This is a genomic window from Halosimplex yunnanense (genome assembly GCF_054504345.1).
Genome location: NZ_JBTJEL010000036.1, coordinates 227,993 through 252,751 on the forward strand (window position 1 = coordinate 227,993; position 24,759 = coordinate 252,751).

Below are 24,759 nucleotides of genomic sequence, written 5' to 3' on the forward strand. Positions count from 1 at the left end.
CGACCGGGTTTCCTCGCGCGCCGGGGGCGCGCTGCGTGGAATCCGGGCGGCACAACCCTCTCGTCCGTCGAGCACCAACCAGACGTCGTGTTCGGAACCGCACGCCGACGGCTCGGCTATCGGATCCGGAGGGAGGTGGGACCGTCGCTCAACCGCGTCGTCCGGACCTTCGTCGACGAGACCGAACGGGTCTACCCGACCGAGTACGCGGCGACGGTACGGTGTCCGGTCGAAGACCTGGAGTCGCTGCTCTCGGGATACGGCTTCCGGTGGAACCCGCTGAGCATGTTCCACTACACGGAACTCGGCAACCGGACGAACGGGAGCTGGGTCCTCCGAAATTCGCTGCTCGCGGATCGACAGCTCCACGCGGTCCTCGTCAAAACCGGTCCCGAGCGCGTCGACGTCTACGCGCACGAGGAGTACAGCTGGCTCCGGCATCCGCTCAGGCACGCTGCGGAGGAAGACCTCGACCGCGAAGTGGGGGCCGACCGGATGCGGTCGATCCTCCGCGAAGTCGACGTCGAGTGCGTCGAAGAGTCGGTCGTCCGCCGAAAGGTCGAACACCTCGGCCGCCGCGTCCGAAAGCGACTCGCCAGGGCGCGCGTCGTGTGACTACCGGGAACCGACGCGTTACCGATCGACGCCCCGCATATCACCGTACCGCGCGCCGATTGCCCGGGTGCCGCGCGGGTGCAGCGACCAGCCGTAACCGGACAGCCGTGCTAGCACATCACGGAGTGAGTTCGTCGATATGCCACGGATCCCGGACTTCCCGACTCCCGACGACGAGGAGGCACCGGATCGACAGAGCATCATCGACCGGATCCTCGGCGATAGCGACCCGACGCCCGGCTGAGGGCGCTCGCCGAGCCGTCGATAGCGGTTCGGCTCCACGAACCGCCGCCGGCGGGCCGTCGCCGGTCGCGGCCCGGTAGTTTCCTCACGCACGTCAGTCGCGGTGAGCTGCCGACCGGATGAGAACTTTGACACTCCCGTGACCCCGAGTTGCCGCTAATGTCGACCGCAGACGCGCAGATATCGAAGCGGCGGGCGTGGCTGATGGCCGCGCGGCCGCAGACGCTCCCGGCGGGGTCGGCGCCGGTCGTCGTCGGCGCGGGGCTGGCTTTCCACGATGGGGTGTTCACCCCAGAGACCTGGCTCGCGGCGCTCGTTGGCGCCCTGCTCATCCAGGTTGGCACCAACTTCGCCAACGACTACTACGACGCCGTCAACGGCGCCGACACCGACGATCGCGAGGGGTTCACCCGCGTCACCGCCGGCGGACTCATCCCGGCGGGCCGGGTCAAGTGGGCGATGGTCGCAACCTACGCGCTGGCCGTCGTCGTCGGGATCCCGCTCGTCGCCATCGGCGGCGTCCCCATCGTCGTCGTGGGTCTCTCTGGCATCGCTGCGGGCGTCCTCTACACCGGCGGCCCGTTCCCCTACGGCTACCGCGGGCTCGGCGACTTCTTCGTGTTCATCTACTTCGGCGTCGTCGCCGTCACGGGCACCTACTACGTCCAGGCGGTCACGTACGCGCCGGTCGGTCTGTTCCCGACCGGGATCCCCCCGGAGACGGTCCCGGTAGCGGCCGTCGTCGCCAGTCTCCCCGCCGCCGCGCTCTCGACGGCGATCCTCGTCGTGAACAACATCCGTGACAAGGAGAGCGACGCCGCCGCGGGCAAACGGACCCTCGCCGTGAAGTTCGGTTACCGCTGGAGCCGCGTCGAGTTCCTGGCGCTCGTCGGGATGGCCTACGTCGTGCCGGTGGTGTTCGCGCTCGACCCGGCTTATGGCCTCCCGGCGCTCGCCCCGCTCCTCTCGCTTCCGCTCGCGGCGATGGTATCGAAGACGGTCCTCGAACGCACCGACGGCGAGGCGCTCAATCCGGCGCTCGAACGGGTCGGACAGACGCTGTTCGTCCACTCGATTCTCTTCGCGGTCGGACTCGCCGCGCCCGCACTGCTATGAGCGGCGACGGATCATCCTCCGTCCAACGGTTCTCGCTACCGCTGGACTCACCGCTCTCGACGGCCGCGGGCGACATCGACGAGCGCTCCGGCTTCGTCGTCCGGTACGACCACGGCGGCGAGACGGGCCTCGGCGAGGCGACGCCGCTGCCGGGGTGGACCGAATCGCTGGAGGACTGTGAACGCGGACTCGACCGAGCACTCGGCGCTGGCAGCGACGGCGACCACAGCGCGGCGCTGCTGGAACTCGACGCCGACGAAGTTCCCGCCGCACGCCACGGGTTCGCGACGGCGCTGCTCGACGCGGACGCGAAGGCCGACGGCGTCCCGCTCTATCGCTGGTTCGACGACTCGCGGCGCGTCGACAGCGTCCCCGTGAACGCGACCGTCGGCGACGCCGACCGGAAGCCGACCGTCGAGCGCGCCGAAGCGGCTGTCGAGCGCGGCTTCGACTGTCTCAAACTCAAGGTCGGTTCGCGCTCCGTGAACGCCGACGTGGCGCGCGTCCGGACCGTGCGCGAGGCGGTCGGTGACGACGTGATCCTCCGACTCGACGCCAACGGTGTCTGGTCCCGCGAGGAAGCCGAGCGGGCCATCGAGCGCGTTGCGGAGTACGACGTGGCCTACGTCGAACAGCCGCTCCCGGCGGACGATCTGTCCGGACTCGCGGCGCTCCGGAAGCGGAGCGACGGCGTCGGCATCGCCGCCGACGAGACGCTCGCGGAGCGCTCGATGGCCGACGTGTTCGACGCCGACGCGGCCGACGTGGTGATACTCAAACCGATGGTCCTCGGCGGCCCCGGAAATGCCCATACACTCGCGATGCGTGCCCGCGACGAGGGAGTCGAGCCCGTCGTGACGACTACCGTCGACGGCGTCGTCGCGCGGACCGCAGCGGTCCACGTCGCCGCGGCGATCCCGGACGTGGCACACTGCGGCCTCGCGACGGGGGAGTTGCTCGCCGACGACCTCGCGTCGGATCCCGCTCCCGTCTCCGAGGGCGGGATTTCCGTTCCGCAGGACTCGGGTCTCGGTATCGCTCATTCGGAGGTGGAACCGTGACCCTCCCGCTGCCTCCGGACTGGCCGGTCGCCGATCCCGTCGCGGACCCGTCCGCTGACCTCCTCCACGAACGCGCCGCGTCGACGCCCGAGCGGACCGCAATTCTCGACACCGACACCGGGACGGCGTGGACCTATCGTGAGTTCGACGACCGGGCGACTGCGCTCGCCGGCCACCTCGCTGACCGGTTCGATATCGAGGGCGGCCGCGTCGGGGTCCTGTTCGGGACGCGCGTCGCGTTCGCCGAACTGTACTTCGCGATCGGTCGGCTCGGCGTGAGTGCCGTCCCGCTCAACGTCGAACTCCCCCCGGATCGCCTCCGGTCGCAGGCTACGCGGGCGGATATCGATCTGATCGTCTGCGCCCACTCCACGGAGTCGCTGGCGGGGGAGATAGCCCCGGGTGACGTGCCAGTGGCTTCGGTAGACGCGCCTGAATCGGACGCTGTCGCGTCCCTCAAACACGACGAAGCAGTCCGGCGGGAGCCCGTGGAAACGCCGCTCGACGCGGAACGGGTCGTCATGTTCACCTCGGGCACCTCGGGCGATCCGAAGGGCGTGCGACTCACGCGCGGCAACCTCGTCGCGAGCGCCGTCGGGTCGGCCCACCGCCTCGGTGTCTATCTGGGCGACCGCTGGCTGGTCTGTCTCCCGATGTACCACATGGGTGGACTCGCCCCGCTGGTCCGGTCGACGCTCTACGGCACGACGACGGTCCTCCAGCGCGAGTTCGACGCCGACGCGACGGCGCGTGTGCTCGACGAGTACGACATCACGGGCGTCTCGCTCGTCCCGACGATGCTCACGAGGCTCCTCGACGCCGGCTGGACCCCGAGCGACTCCCTGCGGTTCGTCCTCCTCGGCGGCGCGCCCGCCTCGCGCGAGCTGATCGAGCGCTGTGCGGAGCGCGGCGTCCCCGCGTATCCGACCTACGGGATGACCGAGACCGCCTCGCAGGTGGCGACCGCGACGCCCGCCGAATTCCGCGAGCACCCAGGAACCGTGGGCCGGCCTCTCCGCGGGACGACCGTCACCGTACTCGGACAGGGCGACGAGGTGGATGCCGGTGAAACCGGCGAACTTGTGGTCGACGGCCCGACGGTCACGCCCGGCTATCTCGACGACGAGCAGACCGCCGCGGCGTTCGACGACCGCGGCTTCCACACTGGCGACCTGGGCTACGCCGACGAGGACGGGCGCCTCTGGATTGTCGGGCGCGTCGACGACGCCATCGTCACCGGTGGCGAGAACGTCCATCCCGCGCGCGTCGCCGACGCGCTCCGGGAAGCCGACGGCGTCGCCGACGCAGCGGTCGTCGGTCTCCCCGACGAGGAGTGGGGCGAGCGCGTCACGGCGCTGGTCGTCCCCGAGGGCGACGCGGCCGGACCGAACGGGCTCACCGCGGACCGAGTCCGCGACGCCGCCCGCGATCGACTCGCGTCGTTCGCCGTCCCGAAGACCGTCGCCTTCGCCGACGCGCTTCCCCGGACTCACTCGGGGACCGTCGACCGCGACGCCGTTCGGGAGCGGTTGATTGCCGAAGGGACCGACTGAATCGTCGCGGCCTGCCGCGACGTTTAATCGCGTTCCGCGCGTACGCCGAGTCGTGTGCACGCTCGTCTTCGCCTGGCAGGTCTTCACCGACGCGCCGGTCGTCGCGGCGGCTAACCGCGACGAAGCACTCGGTCGCCCCTCGACTCCCCCCGCGATCATCGAGGAGTCGCCGCGCGTCCTCGCGCCACGGGACGAGGAGGCCGGCGGCACGTGGATCGGCTACAACGAACGCGGCGTCTTCGTCGCGATCACGAATCGATGGACCGGGGAAACGATAGCGGCTGAACGCTCGCGCGGCTTGCTCGTCCGGGACGCGCTCCGGCAGCCCTCGGCCGAGGACGCCGCTCGACTGGTCGAGCGAGAACTCGACGAGCGCGCCTACGACGGGTTCAACCTCGTCCTCGCCGACGCCAACGCGGCGCTGCTCGTCGAGTGGGACGGGGACAGCCGTCGGGTTCGGAACTTCGACCCGGGCGTCCACGTCGTCGTCAACGTCGGCGCCGACGGCGACTACGCGATCCCCGAATCGCGCGCGGAGGCCGGCGAGGCGCAGGCGAACAACGCCGGGAAGGTAGCGACGGCGCTGCAGGTCGAACCGGGCGAGCGGTCCACCGGGTGGCTCGACCGCGCGGCCGACGTGGTTTCCGACCACGAATACGGCGTCTGCGTCCACCAGGACCGCTTCGGTACGCGGTCGTCGTCGCTGGTCGAGATCGGTCGCGAGGGGTCTCGCTACCGCTATGCCGACGGGCCGCCGTGCGAGACCGCGTATCGAGGCGTCGACAGCCAAATTTAAACGGCGCAGGCACGGACGGTACTGGTATGGCCGCTGCCGAAGCCGACCTCAACGAGGACGAGCGAGCGGGACTGGAACTCATCCGGGAGACGGGAGGTATCCACCAGAGCGACTTCTGGAAGGAACTGGACGTGGGGTCCCGCAAGGGCAGCCGCATCGCGGACTCGCTGGCCGAGCAGGACCTCATCCAGCGCGAGGAGACCGTCTATAACGGCCACAACACCTACTATCTGGAGCCGGCGGCCCGCGACCTGGAGTTCTCGCTGCTGATGGCCGGCGACATGCTATCGCCGTTCGTCGGCGACGACGAGGTCAACGCCCACAGCGACACCTTCTCGCAGTTCGTGATGAACCTCGCCTACGAGGAGTAACGTCCCGCCCCGATCCGTTACCCGTTCGAACCCGTCGCCGAACAGCGATGCATGGACCCGACTGGTGGCGAGACGGGACTGCCGTCGTTCGTCCCTTCAATTACCGTCACGACGAACCGATCCTCGCCCGCGTGGGCGAGCGCGACCTGTTCCTCGGGAACGTCCACGCGGCCGACCCCGGGCGACACGATCGGGCGTTCGACGCCGTGCTGTCGGCGACGCGCGAACCGCAACCGCTGACGACTCATCACCGACCGCTCGCCGACGGCCCGGAGACCGACTGGCGAGCGTTCGAGGCCGCGGCCGACGTCGCCTGCCGGCTCGTCGATGACGGGTCACTACTGATACACTGCTCGCACGGCATCTCGCGGAGCGCCGCACTGGCGGCCGTCGCGCTGGCGGTTTCCGAGGAGCGGACCTTCAGGGAGGCGCTGGCAGCCGTCCAGTCGGCGCGACCCCCTGCACAACCGCACCCGGCGCTACACGAGTTGAGCGTTGTCTATATCGCGGAGAAGAGCGACTGAACCGTGAGTTCAGTCTTCGAGCGCGTCGGCGATCCGTTCGAGTTCGCGCCGGCAGTCGTGGACCTCGTCGCGGAGCTTCCGGACCTCTCGGGTGAGTTCCTCGTCGCCGCCGGACTCCTCCTCGCGGCCGCGGCCGCCGCCCATGCCCGGCGGGCCGCCGGGGCCGCCGCCACCGCCCATCATGCCGCCCATCATCTGCGCGAACGGGTTGCCGCCGCCGCCACCGCCCATGCCCGGCGGGCCGCCGCCGCCCATCATCTCTTCCATGCGCTCCTCGCGGCTCTTGCCCTCGCCTTCTTCGCCTTCTTCGGCGCGCTGCTGGCGGATCTCCTCGACGCGCTCGCGGAAGGACTTCGACTCTCCGTCGTCGCTTTCCGCTTCGCCGTCGGCCGACTCCTCGGCCGCCGATTCGCTGTCTTCGGGAGTATCGTCTGCCATGGTCTCGCTTGGCCGCGGCGTCCCTAAAGGGTTGTCGTACTCAGGCGATACGACGGACCAACACCGAGATGCCGGCCGCCGACGCGACGAGCACGAGCAGGTTGAAAAGCGCCTGGAACACCGGCACGAAATCGGCGCTGAACCACACGCGGATCGCCTCCGAGGCGGCGAAGTAGAACCTGAACGTCGCTACGAGCGCGAGCAGGCAGAGGATCGCGAACGCCGCCCACTCGACGTAGGCCACGAGGTCGCGCCCTCCCTCGGTCGAGGCGGTCGCCGCCCCGTCGCCCGTCGAGCGGTCGGCCGTCCCGTCAGCGGGGTCGGCCGAGTCGTCCACCGGTTCGCCCCGCGGCCGGTCGGTCGTCGGCTCGGTCCGCTGTCCGGTCGCGTCGTCGGTGTCGTCAGTCATGGTTCCTCCGTGCCGCGAGCGCGGCGGTAGCGAGCAGCGCAGCGAGGGCGCCGACGGCGCCGAAACCGGGACCGCTGCTACTGGGGGTCGGCTCCGGCGTGTCTTCTTCCATCCCCGGGCCGGGCTCGGGCGTCCCGGCGAAGTCGCCGGCCTGGAAGTCGACCTCTTCGCGGGTCGTGTTCTCCGGGACGGGCCGGGACGGGTCGAGCATGGCCGAGTCGGTCACCGTCTCGACGAGGACCCCGTTGCGGTAGAGGAACCCGTCGAGATAGTAGTTGTAGTTCGACGGGACCCTCAGGTCGACGGTCTCGTTGACCGTCCGGCCGGGGCCGATGTCGCCGACCTGGACCGACGCGCGGTCGGCGACGACGTTCGACTCGACCTGTCGAGCGACGACGACGAGTTTCAGCCCGCCGGCGGGTTCGCTCCCCCGGTTCGTCAGCGCCGTCGCGGTCCGCAGCGTCGTCAGGTTGTTCCGCTCGGCGAGGACCTGCGCCGAGATGACTGGCGGGCTCGTCGGTTGGCCGCCGTACCGCTCGAAGCCGACGCTGGTCTCGGCGTAGTCCGGCGTCAGCGAATCGACGCCGGAGACGCGCGTGCTCCCGGTCTCGACGCGCCGGCCGTCCTCGTACACCCGGATGTCGAGGCGGTAGCCACCCTGGCGTTCGACGGTGACGTTCATCCGAGTCCGGATTTCCCGCTCCCCGCTGACGGTGCCCAGATCCCTCCGGACCGTCGTTGCCACGAGGCCAGTGTCCGTATCGATCGCCTGAACCTCGACGGTGACGTTCTCGGCGTCGCCGCCGCGGTGGTCCAGCCGCACGTCGAGCGACAACTCCGCGTGCTCGCCCCCGACGTCGCCGGCCGCGACTCGCGGCTCCTGGAGGGCCAGTCTGCTCGGGCGGACGTCCTCGTCGGTCCGCTCCGCGACCGCGCCGGGAGCGAAGACGACGACCGCCGCTGCGGCCGCGACGAGGAGGAGGGCGAGCGCGCCGAGCCACGCTTCTCGATTCACGTTCGTCCGGGCTCACCGATCCGGTAAATGTCTTGTGCCCGACACCACTGCCGCGGCGCGGGGACTGGACGCCGGGGGGTCAGCCGAACGCGCCGAGACTCGACTGGAGGTTCCGGTCGCTCTCGCCCGGTTCGAGGTCGTACCCCACGAGGTCGCGCATGTCGACGGCGTAGGTGCTTCCCCCGTTGTCGAGTAACAGGACCCTACCTTGCGCGCCCCTGACAGTCCCCGAAGCGAGCGTCTCGGAGACGGGCCGGTCCGCGAGGTCGAACCCGTAGTCGAAGTCGAACGTCTCGATCGGATCGAAGTCGGCGAGCAGCGCCCCCCAGGCGTCCTCGTCGACGCGTTCGTGGATGCCGCGGACCTTCGTCGGGACGCGCACCCGATCACCCACGTCGGCCGCGATCTCGGCCTCGATCTGCCGGGCGACGCGGCCGTCGGCGACCGTGCGGAGGTGAGCGGCCCGATCTGCGCCCTGCTCGCGCAGGCGGGTGTCGAGGCGCCACGAGCGCGTGACGCCCACTTTGAACGTATCGGGGGCGAAGGCGGCGAGGTAGATGGCGTGTTCCTCGCGGCAGGACTCCAGCGGGAGCGAGCACTCGCCGGTGCAGCGAGCGCAGGGCCACCGGTAAGTGTGTTCGTCACAGTACGGCGCGTCCGGGTTCGCACACGGCGTGTGCGACCCGTCGTCGATCACGCCGGCGCAGTGGCGGTCGGCGAGGGAGTAGGCCAGTTCGGTCCCGGGAGCCAGCGACTCGGCAGTGACGGCACCGTCGCGCGCGACCAGAAGCGCCGGCGGGCCGTCGACGCCCGCCTCGTACCCCACGACTTGCACGCTCGCGGGTTGGCGGTGCCCGGATATAGGCGTGGCGCTCGCCGCTCGCGGCCGGAAATCCCCGTCCGGTCCCCCGGTTGTGGATCCTGTGAACGGGACGAACAGTGGGGCGGCTTTATGAGTCGGGCCCTCCACGTCCCGTGATAGAGGACACCATGGCGGACCTACAGCTCACCAGCCCGGCGTTCGAGGACGGCGCCCGGATCCCCGAGAAGTACGGGTACACCGAGGACAACGTGAATCCGCCGCTCGAAATCGAGAACGCCCCATCCAGCACCGTGTCGTTTCTGATCGTCGTCGACGACCCCGACGCGCGCGAGCCCGCGGGCCAGATCTGGGACCACTGGGTCGTCTGGAACGTCGACGGTGACACGGAGTCCATCCCCGAGGGCTGGGACCCCGAGACCGACGGCGCCACCGCGGGCGAGAACGACTACGGCGAGACCGGCTGGGGCGGGCCGAACCCGCCGGACCGCGAGCACACCTACCGGTTCCTGCTGTACGCGCTGGACGACGAACTCGACCTGCCGAACAATGCGTCGAAAGACGACGTCTACGACGCCGCGGAGGGCAACGTCGTCGACAAAGCGCGGATAGAAGGCACGTACGCGCCCTGAGCGGGATTGTTCTGTAGCGGGGCTTCCGTCTCAGTCGGCAAGAAGTTCGCGCGTCGCCCGCCGCACGGCGTCGTCGCTGGACTGTTCGGGCTCCCAGCCGAGCGCCGAGAGCTTCTCGATGGACAGTCGCATCCGCGGCACGTCGCCGACCCACCCGCGGTCGCCGCCGGTGTACTCGTAGTCCGGATCGAGGCCCATCTCGTCGCTGACGATGTCGGCGATGGTGGTCACCGAGGTGGTCGTCCGCGTCCCGAGGTTGTAGACGTTGAAGTCGTCGGTCGCGTGCTCGACGACGTGGCACATCGCGCCGACGCACTCGTCGACGTGCATGTAGGATTTCTCCTGTCGGCCGTCGCCGAGGATAGTCAGTGACTCGGGGTCGTCTTCGAGCTTGTCGATAAAGTCGGGGATGACGGCACCGAGTTGCAGGCGCGGGCCGACGATGTTCGCGAAGCGGTACACCCAGACGGTGAAGTCGTGGCTGTGGGCGTACACCGACAGCAGGCTCTCCTCGCCGAGTTTGCTCGCGCCGTAGATGCTGATCGGCTCGAGCGGCGCGTAGTCCTCGGGGGTCGGCCGCGGCGCCTCGCCGTAGACCGTCGAGGAGGAGGTGAAGGCGATGTTGTCGACGCCGACCTCGTCCATGCGCTCGATGACCGTCTCGGTGAGGCGGTTGTTGAAGCGGTACTGGTCGACGTCGTCGGCGGCGGCGTTCTTGTTCGCCGCGAAGTGGAAGACACCGTCGACGTCTTCGGTGATCGCCTCGGCGGCGATGTCGGGGTCTGTCAGGTCGCCCTCGACGACCTCGACGCCGTCGGGGAGCCACTCGCGCTCGCCGTTCGAGAAGTCGTCGACCGCCACTACCTCGTTGTCCGCGACGAGTCGCTCACAGAGGTGCGAGCCGACGAAGCCCGCCCCGCCGGTCACGACAAGTCGCTTGCCGGAGAGGTCCATACGCCGACATCGTCCACCGCCGACATGTGCGTTCCGGTCATCGGGGTAACTCGCACTCCCATCCCGGAACACGAGCCACCCGAACGTGTAACCGATAGCCGTAACAAACGAGCGAGAGTACGGGGGCGTATGCAAGATCTGGGGAATGGAACGGAGAGCAGACGGCGGTTTCTCGCCGGCGCGGCGACGGGCGTCGTCGCGGGTTTGGCAGGCTGTAGCGGTCTCGTCTCGCAGCCGGGAGCCGAGACGGCGACTGCGCGGGACGTATCGCTCCCGACGCCGACGCTGGGCAGCGACGACGCGCCCGTGACCGTCGGCGTCTACAAGGACTTCGCATGTCCCGTCTGCCGTGAGTTCAACGCACAGATCAAGCCGAACCTCGTCAGCGAGTACGTCGAAACGGGCGTGATCCAGTTCGAACACTACGATTTCCCGCTCGACATGCACAAACCGGAGTCGTACACGGCGGCGAATGCCGCGCGGGCGGTCCAGCACGCCGCCGACGAGGACACCTTCTTCTCGTACGCCGACCGGCTGTTCGAGAACCAGTCCGATCTGGGGTCGGCGACGTACGCGGATCTGGCCAACGACGAGGGCGTCGACGGCGAGTCGGTCCGGACGGCGGCCGAGGGGCGGACCTTCAGAAACGTGATCCAAGAGGACAAACAGCAGGGGGCCGACGCGGATATCCCCGGCACTCCGACCGTCTTCGTCGACGGGACGATGCTCGACGGGTTCGGCTGGGAGCGCGTCCGGTCGGCGATCGAGAGCGCGCGCCCGGACGGCGGCTGATCCCGACGGCACGCCTTCGGAAGGCTCCTAAACGGGGCTCGCGTAGCCGCGGAGCATGAACGACGAACCCGAAGTCGCCGTGTTGCGGCTGGGCCACCGGCCGGGCCGCGACGACCGGATGACGACCCACGTCGGACTGACGGCGCGGGCGTTGGGTGCCGACCGCGTTGTCTTCGGCCCGAAAGCGTCCGGGTCGGCCGACACGGTGCGGGACATCACCGACCGCTTCGGCGGCCCCTTCGACATCGAGGTCACGGACTCGCCGAAGGCGGTCATCCGCGAGTTTGAGGGCGTGGTCGTCCACCTCACGATGTACGGGCTGCCGGTCCAGGACGTAGAGGGCGACCTGCGGGAGGCGCTCGACGACCGCACGGCGGTCCTGTTCGTCGTCGGCGCCGAGAAGGTCTCCTTCGACGTGTACGAGCGCGCCGACTACAACGTCGCCGTCACGAACCAGCCCCACTCCGAGGTGGCGTCGCTCGCCGTCACGCTCGACCGGCTGTTCGACGGGCGTGAACTCGACCGCGAGTGGACCGATGCCGACCGGACGGTCATTCCGAAGGAGACCGGGAAGAAAGTCGAGGACACGAGCGACGAGCGGTGAGCGGGTCGGTCTTCGTGGTCGGTGGCGCAGTGGTCCGACGAGCCGAACAGACCGTTGAACGCACGCTCGGCCCCCTCGTCCCACCGGTCCGGTGCTTTTAAACGCCTCACGCACTGAGATCACCGCAATGGCGTTTGACGACCTTCTGGAGGACCCCGTTATTCAGAAGTATCTGCACGAGCTGGTCGGTCCGAAAGGGATGCCGGTGGCGGCGGCGCCGCCGGACGGCGAGGTGACCGACGAGGAACTCGCCGAGGAACTGGGCCTGGAGCTCAACGACGTGCGCCGCGCCCTGTTCATCCTCTACGAGAACGATCTGGCGAGCTATCGCCGCCTGCGAGACGAGGACTCGGGGTGGCTCACCTACCTCTGGACCTTCGAGTACGAGAAGATCCCCGAGCAGCTCGAATCGGAGATGTACCGGCTGCTCGATGCCCTCGAGGAACGCGAGGACTACGAGAAGGACAACGAGTTCTACCTCTGTGAGACCTGCGGCATCCGATTCGAGTTCGGCGAGGCCATGGAGTTCGGCTTCGAGTGCCCCGAGTGTGGCAACCCCGTCGAGGCGATGGAGAACACCCGGCTCGTCGACGCGATGGAGGAGCGCATCGAGGAACTGCGGGACGAACTGAACGTCGACCGCGAGACCGAGGCCTGATGGTCGTACTCGCAACCAAAGTCTACGTCGAGGGCGACGCCCGCGAGCGGTCGCTGGACTCGCTGCGCTCGCTGGTGGGCAACACCGTCGGCGACCTCGACGTGTCGGTCGAGATCGGCCTCCGCGATGACGACTTCCCGAGCGTCACCGTCGAGGGCGAGGACGCGACGGTCGCCCGCAACGCCCTCGCCGAGGAGTGGGGCGAACTGACGCCGGAGTTCGAGCCCGGCGAGGAGTACGTCGGGACGCTCGAATCCTGGGACGACGAGGGGTTCGTCCTCGACGTCGGCTTCGGCAACGACGTCCGGATCCCCGCCGACGAGATCGGTCTGGGGCAGGGGACCCCTCAGCAGATCCGGACGCGGTTCGGCCTCGTCCAGCACCTCCCGATGCGGTTCGTCGCCGCCGACCCCGACGAGGGTGAGCCGGCCCGGCTCGCCGACGCCGAGCGCGACCGCCTCTACGAGTGGACCCGCGGGGCCGGTCGCGTGAACGTCAACTCGGCGACGCGGGCCGAGGCGCGCGCGACGGTCAACCGCGCGGGCCACGCTCAGGACATCGTCACCGTCGAGCGCCTGGGGCTGCTCGAACAGAGCATCGTCTGCGGCGAGGAGACCGACCCGCCGGGGCTCCTCGCGAGCATCGGCCAGTATATGCCCTCCGAACTGCTCTGCGTCGTGCCATGAGGCGTCGACTGGTTCCCGCCCTCGCGTTGCTCGTGCTGCTGGTCGCCCTCGCCGGCTGTGCCTCCCCGTTCGGCGGCGGCGGACCGGACCAGACCGAACTCAACCGGAACGCCAGCTACGACTGGAACACGAACGCGACGACCACGTACAACGTCTCCAAGGGGCAGTTCGCCGGTATCATCACCGTCGAGAACGAGTCGCACATCGAACTCTACCAGCGCGACGAACTCGGGACCGAGGAGCCGCTGGACATCGCTTCGCTGCGGTTCCGCTTCCCGAACGGGACCGTCGTCGCGCCGGCGAATCGGTCGAACCTCGGCGTGGAACACGGCCAGTCGCGCGCCAACGTGACGCTCCCGCAGGCGGGCGGGCAGGTGGCGTTCACCGCCGAGCGGCCGAACGCCAAGCGGTTCTCGGTCCCGATGTTCCTCGAGTCGCCGCATTCGGTCGAGGTGACGCTCCCGCCGCAGGCCCGGGTCGGCGTGCCGCTGCTCTCGAAGGTGTCGCCGGGAGGGACGACGACAGACGTCCCGAAGGGGTCCGACCGGATGACCGTCCGGTGGAGCGAGATCGAGCGCGGCCCGATACTCGTGCGGTACTACCTCGCGCGCGACCTGCTGCTGTTCGGCGGTGTCGGCGGCGTCCTGACGCTGGTCGGCATCGGCGGCGCGCTCTACTACCTGCGGCAGATCCGCGTCCTCGAACGCAGGCGCGAGGAGATCGGGCTGGACGTAGAGACCGAGACCGACGAGTTCGACGACGACGACCCGCCGCCGGGGATGCGCTGACCGGCGGGTTCCGTCGGCCACGGGGCGACCGGAAGCGGGCGACCTTTTAGGGACAGGACACTTACGCCGGGTATGCGCGTGGCCATCGTCACGGTGGGCGACGAGTTGCTCGTCGGCGACACCGTGAACACCAACGCCGCCTGGCTGGGGGAGCGACTGCACGAGCGCGGCGTCGACGTCGAACGGGTGACGACGCTGCCCGACCGCGTCGCCGACATCGCCCGCGTCGTCAACGAGTACCGCGCCGAGTACGACGCGGTGATCGTCACCGGCGGCGTCGGGCCGACCCACGACGACCTGACGATGGACGGCGTCGCCGCCGCGTTCGGCCGCGAAGTCGTCGAGAGCCAGGAGGTACTCGACTGGCTGGAAGCCGCGGGCGGGTACGCGGCGTCCGACCTCGCCGAGGGAACCGCCGACCTCCCGCGCGGCGCCAGACTGCTCGAAAATCCCGAGGGCGTCGCACCCGGGTGCGTACTCGACAGCGTCTACGTGTTCCCGGGCGTCCCCGCGGAGATGAAAGCGATGTTCGAGACGGTCGCCGACGACTTCGCGGGCGAGATCCAGCACGTCGCGACGGTCGTCGCCGACGAACCGGAGAGCGCGCTGCTCGACCGCATCGAGGGCCTGCGCGAGGCGTTCGACGTGACCGTCGGGAGCTACCCCGGCGACTCCGTCCGGATCAAGATACAGGGGGCCGAGGACGAAGTTGCGGAGGCCGAAGCGTGGCTGCGCGACCGGGTCAAGTTGGCAGAGATGGAGTGAGTCGCGCCGTGGGCGTGAGTCCGGTCGATTCTAGCGGTAGAGGACCTTCCACCAGATCGCCGTCAGGAGGAGTCCGCCGAGCAGCATCACGGATCCGGCGAGGTTGATCAGCCCGCCCTGCACGCCTTCCTGCAGTGGGATGTACATACCTGCCACGTTCGCACGCTGCGATGTAAAACCGCCCGATTTCCGCCGCCCGCAGCGGCGAGGACCGATGCGGACTGCTTTTGTCCGGTCCTCGTCTAGCACTGGCAATGCGACGGATCGGCGTGGTCGTCAACCCGATCGCCGGCATGGGCGGGCGCGTCGGGCTGAAGGGCACCGACGGGAAAGTCGACGAGGCGCGCGAGCGCGGCGCCGAGCCGCGCGCCCCCGAGCGAGCGCGGGCCGCACTGGACGCGCTGGCTGAGACCAACTCTGAGGTCGAAGTTTTCGCGTTCGCCGGAGTCATGGGCGCGGACGCCGCCCGCGACGCGGGCTTCGACCCCGTCGTCGTCGGTGAGGCGGAAGCCGGAGCGGCGAGCGGCGACGAAGCCGACCCGCCGGTGACCACCGCGGCCGACACCCGCGCGGCCGTCCGGGCGTTCGTCGAGAACGACGTGGACCTGATCCTGTTCGTCGGCGGCGACGGCACGGCGGTCGACGTGGCCGAGACGCTGGACGAACTCGGCAGCGAGATTCCGATTCTCGGTGTCCCCGCTGGTGTCAAGATCTATTCCTCGGTGTTCGCGGTGCGGCCGCGAGAGGCGGGCATCGTCGCGGGGTCGTTCACCGACGTGGAGACGGGCGAAGTCAACGACGTGGACGAGGACGAGTACCGCGCACAGGAGGTCTCGACGGAACTGCGCGCCATCGCGAAGACGCCGGTGGCCGACGAGCGACAGGCCAGCAAGCAGACCGGCGGCGGGACGGTCGAGACGCTCGCCGAGGGCGTCGCCGAGGAGGTCGACGCCGGCGTGACCTACGTGCTCGGCCCCGGCGGGACGGTGGGCGCCATCAAGTCGAAGCTGGGATTCGAGGGGACGCCGCTGGGCGTCGACGTCTACCGCGATGGCGAGGTGGTCGTCCGCGACGTGGGCGCCGCAGAAATCGAGTCGGCACTCGGCGACCGCAACGTAATCGTCGTCTCGCCGATCGGGGGGCAGGGGTTCGTCTTCGGTCGAGGCAACCAGCAGATCTCGCCCGCGGTGATCCGCCGCTCGGAGATCGAGGTCGTCGCGACCCGCGCCAAGCTCGACGGCCTCGACGTGCTCCGCGTCGACACCGGTGACCCGGACCTCGATGCCGACCTCCGCGGCTGGCACCGGGTCAGGGTCGGACGCTACGAGCGCCGCCTCGTGAAAGTCGAGTGACGGCGTGGGCGCGAATCGGTTCTGATCCGCTTCGAGTCGATGGGGAGGCGCTAGTATGTTATTCCTTCAGCGCGGCTTCACCGATTTCTGACCGATCGTCCACCAAGCGTAATAGTATTCGGAGGTATATTATACCGTGTATGGATACAATTAAGGTCACGAGAAGATAAGTAAGGGTATGGAAACACGGAAAGTTCAGCGGCTGGGTCCGTCGACGCTGGCGATGACCTTGCCTGCGAAGTGGGCCAAGGAGCACAACGTGGAGAAGGGCGACGAGGTATCGCTGCGGATGGGCGGCAAGGGGACGCTCACCGTCATGCCCGAGTCGGTCCAGGGCGAGGAGTCGGAGGCGATCATCCACTCCGAGGATCTCAACGCTGACGCCCTCGAACGGGCCATCCTCTCGCAGTACGTACTGGGGCGGCGCATCATCCACGTCGACGCCGGCGAGAACGGGACGCTGGAGAGTTCGCACATCAACGCGGTCTACAACGCGGAGACCCAGCTCATGGGCCTCGGCGTCGTCGAGGAGACGCCCGAGCGGATCGCCATCCGCTGTTCGGTCGACCCCGAGGACTTCACCCTCAACAACTTGCTCGAACGCCTGGAGAGCACGGGCTCGACGATGCGGAACGAGGCCGTCAAGGCGCTCGCACACGGCAACCCCGACCTCGCCCAGCGGGCGCTGAACCGGGAGCGCCAGGCCAACAAGATCTTCGTCCTGCTGCTGCGGCTGATCTTCACCTCCTACCAGAACCCGAACCTCGCGCGGGCGGTCGGACTGAACGACGGCTTCCCGCTCATCGGCTACCGCTCGATCGCGAAGAACCTGGAGCTGACCGCCGACAACGCCGAAGACATCGCCGAGATCGCGCTGGAGACCGAGGGCCACTCGCTGAACGTCGACTCCGCGACGATGCGGCGCATCCGGGAGTTCACCGACCAGGTCAACGACCTCACCGAACTGGCCGTCGAGGCGGCCGTCGAGCGCGACTACGACATCGCCATCGAGGTCAAGGAGATGTTCGCCCAGATCGGCGACCGCGAGGCGGAGATCCTCTCGGATCTGGACGAGATGACCAACGAGGACGTCCTCCAGGTCCGCGAGGTGCTCGTGAGCCTCCAGCAGACCGCACAGTACGCGGTCCGAAACGCCGAAATCGCGACGAACCTCGCGCTCAACGAGGAGTCCGAGCACACGACCATCCAGTCGGATTCGACCGCCGAGTGACTCCGCGCCGCTAATCGGCCTGCGCATCGCCGACCAATTTTTCGCCGTTTCGGCGTTCGTCCGGATCCCGGTGAATTAAGTACTGAGTGACGGAACTACAGGGTATGGCAGAGGCAGCTACCGGATCTGACATGAGCATCGGGCTGGGCCTGGCGTTCGCAGTCCTCGCGGTCATCGGCGCCCTGGGGATGCTCGTCGGGTACCACGATCATCTCGTCGCGGGCGGGAGTTTCGCGCTGGCGATGATCGCCGGCGTGCTCTCGATCGCGGGCATCCATCTCTACGGGCATCGGGACGCGTAAGGAATTGTTAAGGGCGTTCGAGACCTACGAACAGCCATGAGCGAACTCGGCGAGGAGGACAGAGAGATTCTGGACTACCTGCGCGATAGCGTCTCGCGCGGGCAGAGCTATTTCAGAGCCAAGAACATCGCGGACCACATCGGCCTCTCCTCCAAGCAGGTCGGGGCGCGACTGCCGAAACTCGACGAGGAGTCGGACGAAGTCGAGATCGAGAAGTGGGGGCGCGCGCGCTCGACGACCTGGCGCGTCACGCTCAGTTAACGGGCTTTTTACGTCTCGCAGTCCGAAGTGAGGGCATGACTGTCCGGGTGGAGCGGTCGTTCGAGTTACCCGTCGACCGCCGCCGTGTCTGGGAGTTCATCGCCGATCCCGGGAAACGCGCCAGCGCTATCAGCGTCGTCAAAGACTACACGGTCCACGACGACGGCAGCGCGACGTGGCACATCCGGCTGCCGATCCCCGTGATCGACAGGACCATCGCCATCGAGACCGAGGACGAGGAGCGCCGCGACCCCGACTACGTCCGCTTCGTCGGTCGCTCGAAGGTGATGAACGTCGTCGGCGAACACGAACTCGCCGAGACCGAGACGGGGACGAAACTGACGAACCGGTTCGTCGTCGACGGGTCGCTGCCTGGCGTCGAGCGCTTCTTCAAGCGCAATCTCGACGACGAACTCGACAACCTCGAAGCCGCCCTCGCCGAGGACCTCGGGGTCGAAGTGTGAGACTCGCACTGGCGCAGATCCGGGTCGAACCCGGCGCGGTGTCGGCCAACGTCGACAGGGCGCGCGAGGCGGTCGCAGACGCCGCCGCGGCGGGCGCGGACCTCGTTGCGCTCCCGGAGATATTCAACGTCGGCTACTTCGCGTTCGACCTCTACGAGCGCCGCGCCGAGAGCGTCACCGGTCCGACCGTCTCCGCGCTCGCCGAGAGCGCCCGCGAGCACGGCATCGGTATCCTCGCCGGCAGCATCGTCGAGGATCTTTCGGCTTCGCGCGAGGCCGGCGTCGAGACGCCCGCGCCTGAGGGCCTCGCGAACGCCTCGGTCTTCCTGGATCGCGACGGTGAACGGCGCGCCGTCTACCGGAAACACCACCTTTTCGGCTACGGCTCGGCCGAGCAGGAACTGCTGGTCCCCGGCGAGTCCCTGCCCACCGTCGAGTTCGAGGACCACGTCGTCGGGATGACGACCTGCTACGACCTGCGATTTCCGTCGCTGTACCGGGATCTCGTCGACGCCGGGACGACGCTCGTGCTCGTCCCGAGCGCGTGGCCCTACCCCCGCGTCGAGCACTGGCAGCTCTTCCCGCGGACGCGCGCCGTCGAGAACCTCTGTTACGTCGGCGCGGTCAACGGCGTCGGGGACTCCGACGGGTCGACGCTACTCGGCCGCTCGGCGGTCTACGACCCGTGGGGGACGACCCTCGCCGGCTCGGGCGACGAGGAGGCCGTCGTCACCGCCGAGGTCGACCGCGACCGGGTCGAGGAAGTCAGGGGCGATTTTCCCGCGCTGGACGACCGGCGCCGATAGCTCAAGCGGCTCTTTGATGGCACGGTATTCCTTTACAAGCAGCGACGGATCTCCCCCGTATGGTTCGGAAATCAGCGGTACTGGTCGTCGTCCTCGTCGTTCTGGCGGGCTGCTCCGGAATGGGGGGAGGCGACGGCGGCGAAAACGCCGACTTGGAGGTAGCGAAGGACGGCGGCGACGGTGCCGGGGGCGCAAACGGGGCCGCCGGAGGCGGCGACGGGAGCGCCGGTGACGGCGGCCCAGGCGGCGACAGCAGTGAGGCGAAGAAGGAATTCAGCGCCGACGACAGCGGCAACGGCGGCGACGCGGCCGCCAGCGTCGACCGCGCGCTCATCAAGACGGGCACCGTCGAGGTCGAGGTTGACAATTACTCCGTCGCCGAGTCCGCGGTGGAGTCCCGGGCGGCCGAACTCGGCGGGTACGTCTCCGCGTCGGAGTCGACGCTCCACCGCACCGACAACGAAACCTGGCGGACGGGTTACGTCGAGGTGCGCGTCCCCTCGTCGAACTTCACGGCGATGTTCGACGCCTCCCGCGGGCAGGGGACCGTGCTGTCGGCCGACTCGAACACGAAGGACGTGACCGACAAGCTCGTCGACCTGAACGCTCGACTGGAGAACTTGCGATCCCAGCGCGACCGCCTCCGCTCGCTGTACGAGTCGGCGAACACGACCGAGGACCTCTTGCACGTCCAGGAGCAGCTCTCCTCGGTCCAGCAAGAGATCGAGCGCCTCGAAGCCCAGAAGCGCTCGCTCGAAGACCGGGTGGCGTTCTCGACGCTCACGGTCGAGTTGGACGAGCCTGAGCCCGAACCCGAGTCGCCGCCGACGGGCGAGCGAACGCCGTTCCACGAGCAGTCGCCCGTCGCCGTGTTCCTCAGTTCGGTCGCCGGGCTGGTCCGCTTCGCCCGCACCGCGTTCATCGCCGGGGTCGCCGCGCTCCCGTGGGTCGTCGGACTCGGCGTGCCGGCGGTCCTCGCTGTTCAGGCCGGTCGGCGCTTCGGTCGCAACTCGAGACTCCCGATCGTCGGCGGTCGGGAACGGTCTCCTGAGTTCCCGGCTCCCGAGGATGCCGGGGTCAGCCGGTCGCCGTCCGAATCAGATACCACAGAGGCCGAGTCCGATGCCGTGGAGCCAGAGTCCGCGGAGGACGACTCGGATTCGGCGGGCCAGAGCGACGACGAACTCAGCGAGTCGGGATCCGACGACGAGGCGTCCGTCGGCGATTCCTCAGACGCCTGATGGACAGGGCCTCCGCGTGGGCTCCGACCCCGCCGAGACACGAAGTTTATACCTGTGGCCTCGCTACAGATAGGTGCCGGTGAGACGCTTTTCACGTCGTACCCGGCACTACAACCGCGCTCGGCCAGGCCACGTCGACCGGCCGCGGCACCTGTCCGGACAGGTCATCCGCGGCCCGCCTCCTCGTCCACGGCCCGCCTCCTCTCGCCTTTCGCCATTCTGACGGTGTGGTTGTGACCGAGAGTTCTCTGTCTCGTTCGGAGAACCGTTCTACTGGGTCAGCCGTACCTAGCTGTCGGGTCGACCACGAGAATCAGCAGGCGGTGAAAGCCCTCGGCGCGCTCGGTAGCAGTACTTGGAACCGCTACCGCAGGAGACAGCAGGCGGTGAAAGCCCTCGGCACGCTCGCGGTCGCTGCGCGGGATATCCGCGCTCTCCGCACCGCCCGCGCGGATAGAGCCCGCTCGGGCGACTAAAGTGAACGCGAGCGCGCCTCGCCCTTTCAGTCCGCCAGGAAACAGCACCGCAACCGTACCGCCCAGCACCGTAGACAGCCACACGCCTCCCCAGCCGATTGCGTTGTCTGCGGGCGACCCGAGCGTCGCCCGCACGGCCCGAGGGACCTTCGGTCCCTCGCTGCTCGTCGCAACGCTCCTGCGCTACTCATCCCTCGCACGACTCTGTCGCGAGACGAGACTCGCGACAGCGCGCGCCAGAACGAATGTCCGGAGGCCGAAACGGGGTGCTCAGTCCTCTTCGGTCTTGATGTCGGCGGAGAGGCCCTGCGCCATCTGGATGTCCTTTGAGTTGTTGAGCGTCCAGGCCGTTCGCTCGGTGACGGCCTCGATGACCTCGCGGGCGCTCGGGGACCCCTTCCCGGATTTCTTCACGCCGCCGAAGGGGAGCTGGACTTCGGCGCCGATAGAGGGGAGGTTCCCGTAGGCGAGGCCGACCTCGGCGTGGTCGCGGTAGTAGTTGATCTCGCGGTAGTCCTCGGAGATGACGGCGCCAGCGAGGCCGTACTGGGTGTCGTTGTGGATCTCGACGGCACGCTCGATGTCGCCGGAGTACTCCACGAGCGCGACGTGAGGGCCGAAGACCTCCTCGTGGATACAGCGCAGGTCGGGGTCGTAGTCGACCTCGTAGACGAACGGGCCGACCCAGTAGCCGTCTTCGTGACCCTCGGGGATCTCCTCGTCGTCGAGGTCGGCGCGGTCGACGAGGACGGTGGCGCCCTCCTCGCGGGCGAGGTCGTTGTACTGGTGGAACTTCTCGACCTGCGCGTCGCTGACGACCGGGCCCATGAACGTGTCTTCGTCGAGCGGGTCGCCGACGGCCACGTCCTCGGCGAGGTCGACGAAGCGCTCCTTGAACTCGTCGTAGACCTCCTCGTGGACGATGAGGCGCTCGCTGGAGACGCAGCGCTGGCCCGTCGTCTTGAACGAGGACATGACCGCGGAGTGCAGCGCGATGTCCAGATCGGCGTTCTCGGTGATCACGATGCCGTTCTTGCCGCCCATCTCCAGGGCCGCGTCGCGGCCGGGAACGCCGCCGAGTTTCTCGTCGATCTTGTGGCCGACCTCGGCGGAGCCGGTGAAGAGGACGGTGCTGACGCGCTCGTCTTCGACGATGGCGTTGCCGGTGTCGCCGAAGCCCTGGACGACGTTGAACACGCCGTCGGGGACGCCCGCGTCGACCATCATCTCGGCGACGATCTGGCCGCACCAGGGCGTCTGCTCGGCGGGTTTCCAGACGACGGTGTTGCCCTCGACCAGCGCGACGGCCATGTGCCAGAACGGGATGGCGACCGGGAAGTTCCACGGGGTGATACAGCCGACGACGCCGCGGGGCTTGCGGCGCATGTAGGCGTCCTTCGCGGCGATTTCCGAGGGGACTACGTCGCCGTGTGGGTGGCGCGCGTTGCCGGCGGCCCACTCGACCATGTGGGCGGCCTCGACCACGTCAGCCCGGCCCTCGCTGATCTCCTTGCCGCACTCCCGGGTGACGATCTCGCCGAGTTCGTCCGTGCGGTCGCGGAGTTCGTGGTAGACGTCCCACAGCACCTCCGCGCGGTCTATGTACGAGAGGGCGCGCCACTCCTCGAATGCGTCCTCGGCGGCCGCCACCGCGCGTTCGACGTCCGCAGGGGTCCCGCGATAGAACTCGCCGAGCGTCTCGCCCGTCGCCGGGTTTTCGCTCTCGAAGGTCTCCTCGCTCTCGCCCGCCGTCCACTCGCCGTCGACGTAGTGCCGGTACGGGTCGGATCGGTCCTGACTCATGCCCGAACAAACGTCACCGACGGTGAAAAATTCCCCCCGCGGTTCGCTGTCGGTGGTCAGACCGTCCGATCCCCCTCGACTGTCTCTCAGTCGCTCCGTTTCGACTGATAACCGTCCCGGTTTCACGCTACTTGTAATATGTTATCAACCGTGATACTCGGCCGAGTAAATTAATAATAGATCGGTATAAATCCGATATTGTGACAGACGATGGCCGCATCAACCGACAGTCCGGCAGTCGACGTACCCGACACTGACGGTGACGACGGCGGTTCGTTCCCGGCAGTGCTCGTGTTCGACGACTCGACGCGCTCGGCGCTGTATCGACGGTGGCTCCCCGACGCCATCCGGGTCGAGTCAGTTCGGTCGCTCGAAGAGGCCGGGCGCGCCGTCGACGAGTCGACCGGGGTGGCGCTGGTCCGCCACGAGTTGCCCGAATCGAAGCGCGCGGCCATCGCGACGATGATCGACGGTGTGTCCGGCCAGGTCAGGGTCGTCGTGACAACGGCCGACCACTCCCCGGTGTCCGATCCGGTCCTCGACGAAGACGCCTGTCTCTGCGAGCCCGTCGACCGCGAGTCGCTTCGAACGGTCGTCAGCCGGCAACTCAGCATGGCGTCCTACGGTCGGCTGCTCACCGAGTACTACGAACTCTCACTCCGTCTGGCGTCCCGGGAGTACAGGCGGTCGTCGGAGCCTCCGTCGGCCGACGACGAGCGGATCGAGGCGCGACTCTCGGACCTCGCGGCGGGTATCAAGACCCTCCAGAAGCGACTCACCGCCGACGAAGTGCGGTCGGTCCTCCACGACATTGCACCGCCGGAGTACGAGCGCCGGGAAGCCGAGCGGGAACCGCCGACCAGCGGCAAGTACCGGCCCGACAGCTGTCGTTCCTGCGGTCGTGACTGGAACGTCGCCGCTGACGGCTCCCCGGCAGGGTACCGTCGGCTCGGCGCGTTCGTCTGGGAGTGTACCGACTGCGGAACTCTCTTCGAGATGTCCGATCCGGCGAACCAGCAGGTCGCCCGCCGCCGGTGAACCGTGCTGTGTCGTTGCCCTCGCAGCCGTTGCTGTACCGGTCTTCGATGTCCAGTGGCTGCTGCCGCTAGATCTGGATCATCCGTCAGCTTCTGACGCGATCACGGCCACGGAGACACCGAGCCACAGACACAGAGCGACCAGTGCGGCCCAGCCGGTGAGGAACCAGGGGACGGTCTCGAAGGTGTGCTCGGCGACGAACGCGTTCGTGATAAACTCGTTCAGTTCCGGGTCGGGCTGGAGCTGCTGAGTCGTGATGGCCACTCCACTGCTCGAACTACCGACCCCGTAGATCCAGTTCGTCCCGGCGATCAACAGTCGAAACGGGCTCAGGCGATGCAACAGAAAGTACAGCGGGGCGGCCGGCGGTTGGAACGTGCTCACCGGCGTTTCGGTGACGATATCGTACCCTACGTTCACGATCGCCTGGAAGAACAGTACCGCAAACAGAACGAGTAGCGTCGCGACTCGCCCCCGGATCGACCGAGAGGTGACGATCCCCGTGGCGACACCGACCCCGACACACGTCGCCGCGTAGACCGGCACCACCAGCAGGAACGCGACTGAAGGGAGCAGCGATGGAACGGCGTATTCGGGGACCTGTGGGACAACTGCGAGGAAGACGAGCCATTCCGAGACGACGATTCCCGCGAGTGCGACGTCGGCGTACGTCTGCCAGGGAGTCTGTGACGCGGCGTCTCGCCGGGTTGTGGTCGTCCGCCACCAACCGACCAGGAACCCGCCGATGAGGATCACCAGCGCGAGATCCCGCACCGCGTACAGCACGGCGATATCTGGACCGATAAGCCCGACCACTCGGTCCGGAACGGACGAGCTCCGAGTCTGCGAGATCACGAGGATATACACCGTCGAAACGACGGCGAAAGCCGCTACCGGCAGCCGCGTGAGTTCCGCTCTGATCCGGCTCTGGAGGGACATTCGTGA

Annotated in this window: 29 protein-coding genes; 22 read left to right on the forward strand and 7 right to left on the reverse strand. The window is 68.3% G+C overall.

Annotation, left to right across the window (positions count from 1 at the left end):
* The first annotated feature begins 87 nt into the window (after window positions 1-87).
* The 7 genes from AB2U09_RS17305 (at window position 88) to AB2U09_RS17335 (ending at window position 6,279) form a co-directional block, all read left to right on the forward strand.
* The gene (locus AB2U09_RS17305; RefSeq protein WP_459193979.1) at window positions 88-615 is read left to right on the forward strand and encodes a hypothetical protein; all 528 of its coding nucleotides are present in this window, start codon (window positions 88-90) and stop codon (window positions 613-615) included.
* Between the two features lie 402 nt (window positions 616-1,017).
* Window positions 1,018-1,974 (forward strand): 1,4-dihydroxy-2-naphthoate polyprenyltransferase, encoded by a 957-nt coding sequence (locus tag AB2U09_RS17310; protein ID WP_459193980.1) that lies wholly within the window; start codon window positions 1,018-1,020, stop codon window positions 1,972-1,974.
* Window positions 1,971-3,035: an o-succinylbenzoate synthase gene (gene menC / locus AB2U09_RS17315; protein WP_459193981.1), complete on the forward strand. Its 1,065-nt coding sequence runs from the start codon at window positions 1,971-1,973 to the stop codon at window positions 3,033-3,035. The genes AB2U09_RS17310 and menC overlap by 4 nt, the downstream gene beginning before the upstream one ends.
* Complete coding sequence (locus tag AB2U09_RS17320) at window positions 3,032-4,588, forward strand: class I adenylate-forming enzyme family protein (protein ID WP_459193982.1); 1,557 nt, start codon at window positions 3,032-3,034, stop codon at window positions 4,586-4,588. The genes menC and AB2U09_RS17320 overlap by 4 nt, the downstream gene beginning before the upstream one ends.
* A 52-nt stretch (window positions 4,589-4,640) precedes the next feature.
* Window positions 4,641-5,384: an NRDE family protein gene (locus tag AB2U09_RS17325; protein ID WP_459193983.1), complete on the forward strand. Its 744-nt coding sequence runs from the start codon at window positions 4,641-4,643 to the stop codon at window positions 5,382-5,384.
* Window positions 5,385-5,410: 26 nt separating this feature from the next.
* Complete coding sequence (locus AB2U09_RS17330) at window positions 5,411-5,755, forward strand: helix-turn-helix transcriptional regulator (RefSeq protein WP_459193984.1); 345 nt, start codon at window positions 5,411-5,413, stop codon at window positions 5,753-5,755.
* A gap of 47 nt (window positions 5,756-5,802) precedes the next feature.
* Window positions 5,803-6,279: a protein-tyrosine phosphatase family protein gene (locus tag AB2U09_RS17335; RefSeq protein WP_459193985.1), complete on the forward strand. Its 477-nt coding sequence runs from the start codon at window positions 5,803-5,805 to the stop codon at window positions 6,277-6,279.
* Window positions 6,280-6,288: 9 nt separating this feature from the next.
* On the opposite strand, the gene AB2U09_RS17340 is transcribed toward AB2U09_RS17335, so the two are convergent.
* The 4 genes from AB2U09_RS17340 to AB2U09_RS17355 all read right to left on the reverse strand — a co-directional run bounded on the left by AB2U09_RS17340 (window position 6,289) and on the right by AB2U09_RS17355 (window position 8,976).
* Complete coding sequence (locus tag AB2U09_RS17340; RefSeq protein ID WP_459193986.1) at window positions 6,289-6,717, reverse strand: hypothetical protein; 429 nt, start codon at window positions 6,715-6,717, stop codon at window positions 6,289-6,291.
* A 40-nt stretch (window positions 6,718-6,757) separates the two neighbouring features.
* On the reverse strand, window positions 6,758-7,126 hold the full coding sequence (locus tag AB2U09_RS17345) for a DUF8060 family membrane protein (RefSeq protein ID WP_459193987.1): 369 nt from the start codon (window positions 7,124-7,126) through the stop codon (window positions 6,758-6,760).
* Window positions 7,119-8,141, reverse strand: a complete 1,023-nt coding sequence (locus AB2U09_RS17350; protein WP_459193988.1) for a DUF7490 domain-containing protein — start codon at window positions 8,139-8,141, stop codon at window positions 7,119-7,121. Before AB2U09_RS17350 ends, AB2U09_RS17345 begins: the two co-directional genes overlap by 8 nt.
* 79 nt (window positions 8,142-8,220) lie before the next feature.
* Window positions 8,221-8,976, reverse strand: coding sequence for a DUF2797 domain-containing protein (locus AB2U09_RS17355; RefSeq protein ID WP_459193989.1), 756 nt, complete (start codon window positions 8,974-8,976; stop codon window positions 8,221-8,223).
* Between the two features lie 155 nt (window positions 8,977-9,131).
* Between AB2U09_RS17355 and AB2U09_RS17360 the strand changes: the two genes are divergently transcribed.
* A complete protein-coding gene (locus tag AB2U09_RS17360; protein ID WP_459193990.1) occupies window positions 9,132-9,593 on the forward strand; it encodes a YbhB/YbcL family Raf kinase inhibitor-like protein in 462 nt (153 codons plus the stop codon).
* Window positions 9,594-9,623: 30 nt separating this feature from the next.
* Here AB2U09_RS17360 and AB2U09_RS17365 read toward each other — a convergent pair whose 3' ends face one another.
* Window positions 9,624-10,547: an NAD-dependent epimerase/dehydratase family protein gene (locus tag AB2U09_RS17365; RefSeq protein ID WP_459193991.1), complete on the reverse strand. Its 924-nt coding sequence runs from the start codon at window positions 10,545-10,547 to the stop codon at window positions 9,624-9,626.
* A gap of 129 nt (window positions 10,548-10,676) precedes the next feature.
* On the opposite strand from AB2U09_RS17365, the gene AB2U09_RS17370 reads away from it, so the two are divergent.
* From AB2U09_RS17370 to AB2U09_RS17430, 13 genes are all read left to right on the forward strand, one after another.
* On the forward strand, window positions 10,677-11,339 hold the full coding sequence (locus AB2U09_RS17370; protein WP_459193992.1) for a DsbA family protein: 663 nt from the start codon (window positions 10,677-10,679) through the stop codon (window positions 11,337-11,339).
* Between the two features lie 55 nt (window positions 11,340-11,394).
* Window positions 11,395-11,943 carry a tRNA (cytidine(56)-2'-O)-methyltransferase gene (locus tag AB2U09_RS17375; RefSeq protein WP_459193993.1) on the forward strand — a complete coding sequence of 183 codons (549 nt, stop codon included), beginning with the start codon at window positions 11,395-11,397 and terminating at the stop codon, window positions 11,941-11,943.
* Between the two features lie 127 nt (window positions 11,944-12,070).
* A complete protein-coding gene (gene tfe / locus AB2U09_RS17380; protein ID WP_459193994.1) occupies window positions 12,071-12,601 on the forward strand; it encodes a transcription factor E in 531 nt (176 codons plus the stop codon).
* Window positions 12,601-13,287, forward strand: coding sequence for a DUF2110 family protein (locus AB2U09_RS17385; RefSeq protein WP_459193995.1), 687 nt, complete (start codon window positions 12,601-12,603; stop codon window positions 13,285-13,287). The genes tfe and AB2U09_RS17385 overlap by 1 nt, the downstream gene beginning before the upstream one ends.
* A complete protein-coding gene (locus tag AB2U09_RS17390; protein ID WP_459193996.1) occupies window positions 13,284-14,075 on the forward strand; it encodes a DUF5803 family protein in 792 nt (263 codons plus the stop codon). The genes AB2U09_RS17385 and AB2U09_RS17390 overlap by 4 nt, the downstream gene beginning before the upstream one ends.
* Window positions 14,076-14,147: 72 nt before the next feature.
* Window positions 14,148-14,840 (forward strand): competence/damage-inducible protein A, encoded by a 693-nt coding sequence (locus AB2U09_RS17395; protein ID WP_459193997.1) that lies wholly within the window; start codon window positions 14,148-14,150, stop codon window positions 14,838-14,840.
* A gap of 254 nt (window positions 14,841-15,094) precedes the next feature.
* On the forward strand, window positions 15,095-16,192 hold the full coding sequence (locus AB2U09_RS17400; protein ID WP_459193998.1) for an ATP-NAD kinase family protein: 1,098 nt from the start codon (window positions 15,095-15,097) through the stop codon (window positions 16,190-16,192).
* A 178-nt stretch (window positions 16,193-16,370) separates the two neighbouring features.
* The gene (locus AB2U09_RS17405; RefSeq protein ID WP_459193999.1) at window positions 16,371-17,423 is read left to right on the forward strand and encodes a PhoU domain-containing protein; all 1,053 of its coding nucleotides are present in this window, start codon (window positions 16,371-16,373) and stop codon (window positions 17,421-17,423) included.
* 104 nt (window positions 17,424-17,527) lie between these two features.
* Complete coding sequence (locus AB2U09_RS17410) at window positions 17,528-17,725, forward strand: DUF7525 family protein (protein ID WP_459194000.1); 198 nt, start codon at window positions 17,528-17,530, stop codon at window positions 17,723-17,725.
* 36 nt (window positions 17,726-17,761) lie between these two features.
* Complete coding sequence (locus tag AB2U09_RS17415; protein ID WP_274323849.1) at window positions 17,762-17,986, forward strand: DUF7123 family protein; 225 nt, start codon at window positions 17,762-17,764, stop codon at window positions 17,984-17,986.
* A 35-nt stretch (window positions 17,987-18,021) separates the two neighbouring features.
* Window positions 18,022-18,450, forward strand: coding sequence for an SRPBCC family protein (locus AB2U09_RS17420; protein ID WP_459194001.1), 429 nt, complete (start codon window positions 18,022-18,024; stop codon window positions 18,448-18,450).
* Window positions 18,447-19,256: a nitrilase-related carbon-nitrogen hydrolase gene (locus tag AB2U09_RS17425; protein ID WP_459194002.1), complete on the forward strand. Its 810-nt coding sequence runs from the start codon at window positions 18,447-18,449 to the stop codon at window positions 19,254-19,256. The genes AB2U09_RS17420 and AB2U09_RS17425 overlap by 4 nt, the downstream gene beginning before the upstream one ends.
* A gap of 59 nt (window positions 19,257-19,315) precedes the next feature.
* On the forward strand, window positions 19,316-20,497 hold the full coding sequence (locus AB2U09_RS17430; protein ID WP_459194003.1) for a DUF4349 domain-containing protein: 1,182 nt from the start codon (window positions 19,316-19,318) through the stop codon (window positions 20,495-20,497).
* A 746-nt stretch (window positions 20,498-21,243) separates the two neighbouring features.
* Here AB2U09_RS17430 and AB2U09_RS17435 read toward each other — a convergent pair.
* A complete protein-coding gene (locus AB2U09_RS17435; RefSeq protein WP_459194004.1) occupies window positions 21,244-22,776 on the reverse strand; it encodes an aldehyde dehydrogenase family protein in 1,533 nt (510 codons plus the stop codon).
* 210 nt (window positions 22,777-22,986) lie between these two features.
* Here AB2U09_RS17435 and AB2U09_RS17440 point away from each other — a divergent pair, with 210 nt between their 5' ends.
* A complete protein-coding gene (locus AB2U09_RS17440; RefSeq protein ID WP_459194005.1) occupies window positions 22,987-23,814 on the forward strand; it encodes a hypothetical protein in 828 nt (275 codons plus the stop codon).
* Window positions 23,815-23,892: 78 nt separating this feature from the next.
* Here AB2U09_RS17440 and AB2U09_RS17445 read toward each other — a convergent pair whose 3' ends face one another.
* Window positions 23,893-24,753: a hypothetical protein gene (locus tag AB2U09_RS17445; protein WP_459194006.1), complete on the reverse strand. Its 861-nt coding sequence runs from the start codon at window positions 24,751-24,753 to the stop codon at window positions 23,893-23,895.
* Window positions 24,754-24,759 lie beyond the last annotated feature (6 nt).

Coding starts and splice junctions, on each gene's coding strand:
- AB2U09_RS17390 (WP_459193996.1), top strand. CDS start 13,284: ATGAGGCGTCGACTGGTTCCCGCCCTCGCGTTGCTCGTGCTGCTGGTC.
- tfe (WP_459193994.1), top strand. CDS start 12,071: ATGGCGTTTGACGACCTTCTGGAGGACCCCGTTATTCAGAAGTATCTG.
- AB2U09_RS17400 (WP_459193998.1), top strand. CDS start 15,095: ATGCGACGGATCGGCGTGGTCGTCAACCCGATCGCCGGCATGGGCGGG.
- AB2U09_RS17440 (WP_459194005.1), top strand. CDS start 22,987: ATGGCCGCATCAACCGACAGTCCGGCAGTCGACGTACCCGACACTGAC.
- AB2U09_RS17375 (WP_459193993.1), top strand. CDS start 11,395: ATGAACGACGAACCCGAAGTCGCCGTGTTGCGGCTGGGCCACCGGCCG.
- AB2U09_RS17415 (WP_274323849.1), top strand. CDS start 17,762: ATGAGCGAACTCGGCGAGGAGGACAGAGAGATTCTGGACTACCTGCGC.
- AB2U09_RS17435 (WP_459194004.1), bottom strand. CDS start 22,776: ATGAGTCAGGACCGATCCGACCCGTACCGGCACTACGTCGACGGCGAG.
- AB2U09_RS17365 (WP_459193991.1), bottom strand. CDS start 10,547: ATGGACCTCTCCGGCAAGCGACTTGTCGTGACCGGCGGGGCGGGCTTC.
- AB2U09_RS17395 (WP_459193997.1), top strand. CDS start 14,148: ATGCGCGTGGCCATCGTCACGGTGGGCGACGAGTTGCTCGTCGGCGAC.
- AB2U09_RS17310 (WP_459193980.1), top strand. CDS start 1,018: ATGTCGACCGCAGACGCGCAGATATCGAAGCGGCGGGCGTGGCTGATG.
- AB2U09_RS17385 (WP_459193995.1), top strand. CDS start 12,601: ATGGTCGTACTCGCAACCAAAGTCTACGTCGAGGGCGACGCCCGCGAG.
- menC (WP_459193981.1), top strand. CDS start 1,971: ATGAGCGGCGACGGATCATCCTCCGTCCAACGGTTCTCGCTACCGCTG.
- AB2U09_RS17330 (WP_459193984.1), top strand. CDS start 5,411: ATGGCCGCTGCCGAAGCCGACCTCAACGAGGACGAGCGAGCGGGACTG.
- AB2U09_RS17445 (WP_459194006.1), bottom strand. CDS start 24,753: ATGTCCCTCCAGAGCCGGATCAGAGCGGAACTCACGCGGCTGCCGGTA.
- AB2U09_RS17410 (WP_459194000.1), top strand. CDS start 17,528: ATGGCAGAGGCAGCTACCGGATCTGACATGAGCATCGGGCTGGGCCTG.
- AB2U09_RS17335 (WP_459193985.1), top strand. CDS start 5,803: ATGCATGGACCCGACTGGTGGCGAGACGGGACTGCCGTCGTTCGTCCC.
- AB2U09_RS17360 (WP_459193990.1), top strand. CDS start 9,132: ATGGCGGACCTACAGCTCACCAGCCCGGCGTTCGAGGACGGCGCCCGG.
- AB2U09_RS17405 (WP_459193999.1), top strand. CDS start 16,371: ATGGAAACACGGAAAGTTCAGCGGCTGGGTCCGTCGACGCTGGCGATG.
- AB2U09_RS17420 (WP_459194001.1), top strand. CDS start 18,022: ATGACTGTCCGGGTGGAGCGGTCGTTCGAGTTACCCGTCGACCGCCGC.
- AB2U09_RS17345 (WP_459193987.1), bottom strand. CDS start 7,126: ATGACTGACGACACCGACGACGCGACCGGACAGCGGACCGAGCCGACG.
- AB2U09_RS17370 (WP_459193992.1), top strand. CDS start 10,677: ATGCAAGATCTGGGGAATGGAACGGAGAGCAGACGGCGGTTTCTCGCC.
- AB2U09_RS17340 (WP_459193986.1), bottom strand. CDS start 6,717: ATGGCAGACGATACTCCCGAAGACAGCGAATCGGCGGCCGAGGAGTCG.
- AB2U09_RS17430 (WP_459194003.1), top strand. CDS start 19,316: ATGGTTCGGAAATCAGCGGTACTGGTCGTCGTCCTCGTCGTTCTGGCG.